Annotated in this window: 1 protein-coding gene; it reads left to right on the forward strand. The window is 66.9% G+C overall.

The window, feature by feature from the left end; genetic code table 11:
• The coding region (locus WDW90_RS37075) for an ATP-binding protein (RefSeq protein ID WP_336492717.1) at positions 1-1,223 on the forward strand (1,223 nt) is incomplete at its 5' end.
• Positions 1,224-1,411: the final 188 nt, after the last annotated feature.

The following is a 1,411-nucleotide window of genomic DNA, read 5'->3' on the forward strand; positions in this document are numbered from 1 at the left end:
CAGATCGACGGACAAGGTTGTCGGCATGGCCTCCTCCTTGCCCCATCAACCCTCAGCCGCCCAGCACAGCTTCCGATCGGACGAGCCCCGCTCTAGGCGGCCTGAGTTCGGGCATCGCCCACGACTTCAACAATCTCCTGACGGTCGTGCTGGGCAACCTCGATCTGCTACGCCGCGCGCCCGAGGAGCGCCGCGGGCGATTGATCGACAATGCGATGCGGGCGGTCGAGCAGGGGCGCAAGCTCACCCAGCAACTGCTCGCCTTCGGCCGCCGCCACCTCCATCGGCCCGAGGTGGTGGCGGTGAACCGGCTGATCCTCGGCATGGACGACATGCTCAAGCAGTCGCTCAGAGGCGACATCCGTATCGTCCTCGATCTCGCAGAAGGCGTGTGGCCGGTCGAGGTCGATCCGTCTCAGCTTCAGATCGCCCTGATCAACTTGGCCGTGAACGCCCGTGATGCCATGCCGAAGGGCGGACGGTTCCGCATCCGAACCGAGAATGTGGCGGCCCGCGATGAGGAGGCGCCCGAGAGCATCGCGATTGCGGTGAGCGACACTGGCCACGGCATGGCGCCCGACGTGCTCGCGCGGGCGTTCGAGCCCTTCTTCAGCACCAAGGAGGTGGGCAAGGGCACGGGCCTCGGCCTGCCCCAGGTCTACGGTTTCGCCCAACAGGCGAATGGGTCAGTGCGGATCGCGAGCGAGGTCGGCCAGGGCACGACCTTCACGATCTCGCTGCCGCGCAGCTTCACCACGGTCGCGGCGGCGGCAGAGAATCACCACACGCCCGATGAGATCACGCGCGCGCTGCGCGTGCTGCTGGTCGAGGACAATGCCCAGGTTGCGGAGGTGGCCGTCTCGGTAATGGTCGAGCGCGGCCACGGCGTCGTGAGCACCGGCAGTGCGCCCGAGGCGCTGCACGTGCTCGATTCCGGACAGCCCTTCGATCTGGTTCTATCTGATCTGGTGATGCCGGGCGGCATGAGCGGGCTCGACCTCGCTCGGCGGGTTCGGAGCCGCTGGCCTGCCCTGCCGGTGCTGCTGGCGACGGGCTACAGCGATCAGGCTGCCAAGGCACTGAAGGAGGGCTTCCCACTGATCTCGAAGCCCTACGAGCCCGCCGCCCTGCTGCTCGCCATTGAGCAGACGGCCTCGCCGATCTCCTTCTCTGCACGACAAGGCAACGTCGTCCCGCTCGCGCGGCCAGCCGCGGATCGCTGAGCAGGCAGGGCTTCAGCGATATCGGTCGCTGCTCTGGCTCATGCGCCGAGCCACGTACTCGCCCGAGAGTGAGTGACGGCCGAAGATGAGTAAGCGCTGTCTGGGCGGCACCTTCCGGCAGGCGGTGTGAAGGCGACATACGGAGCTGAATGGGAGCTCCGTCACATGTCGATGTCAGGGCGTATGGC

The sequence above is a fragment of the Methylobacterium nigriterrae genome, from assembly GCF_037106235.1.
Classification (GTDB): domain Bacteria; phylum Pseudomonadota; class Alphaproteobacteria; order Rhizobiales; family Beijerinckiaceae; genus Methylobacterium; species Methylobacterium nigriterrae.